This window comes from uncultured Vibrio sp., from assembly GCF_947488985.1.
In the GTDB taxonomy this organism is placed as follows: domain Bacteria; phylum Pseudomonadota; class Gammaproteobacteria; order Enterobacterales; family Vibrionaceae; genus Vibrio.
In genome coordinates, this window is sequence record NZ_CANLBV010000303.1 from 1 (window position 1) to 434 (window position 434).

A 434-nucleotide genomic window follows, 5' to 3' on the forward strand; every position below is an offset into this window, starting at 1 on the left:
GGAACGACCATCGCCTCGCCAATACCTCTAGCGGGACATACTGAGCCAAACAAATACGCATATTCAAACTGCTGCTGTTTTACTGCTCTTGGTCTTGATCCACGTTTAGCCCAAAGTCGAGTTGTCGTGTTTTGCTGACCAAATCTTGCTTCATCTTGAAACCAGACATCGACGTTATCAAGCCCCATGTGACCGGGGATCTTAAGGATCGTTTCAATTTTGAATTTTTTTAAAATCGTCTTGGATTTGCTGGGATTGACGAGGGTGCTTGGAGCGTGATGTTATCCAAGAGAAGCCCATGTGATTAAGCAAATAGTAGATAGAGTCTGGGTGGTAGTGTTTACCAAACTCCTTCACTATATAATACCAATTTGATTATTTAATTGGTCAGCTTAGTCCAACTTCGGTAGCACATAGATATAACCTTCTCAGTC

The 434-nt window shown here is 42.4% G+C and carries 1 pseudogene; it reads right to left on the reverse strand.

The window, feature by feature from the left end:
• Positions 1-324: pseudogene (locus tag Q1A70_RS20445) on the reverse strand (IS630 family transposase); the annotation flags it as partial.
• Positions 325-434 lie beyond the last annotated feature (110 nt).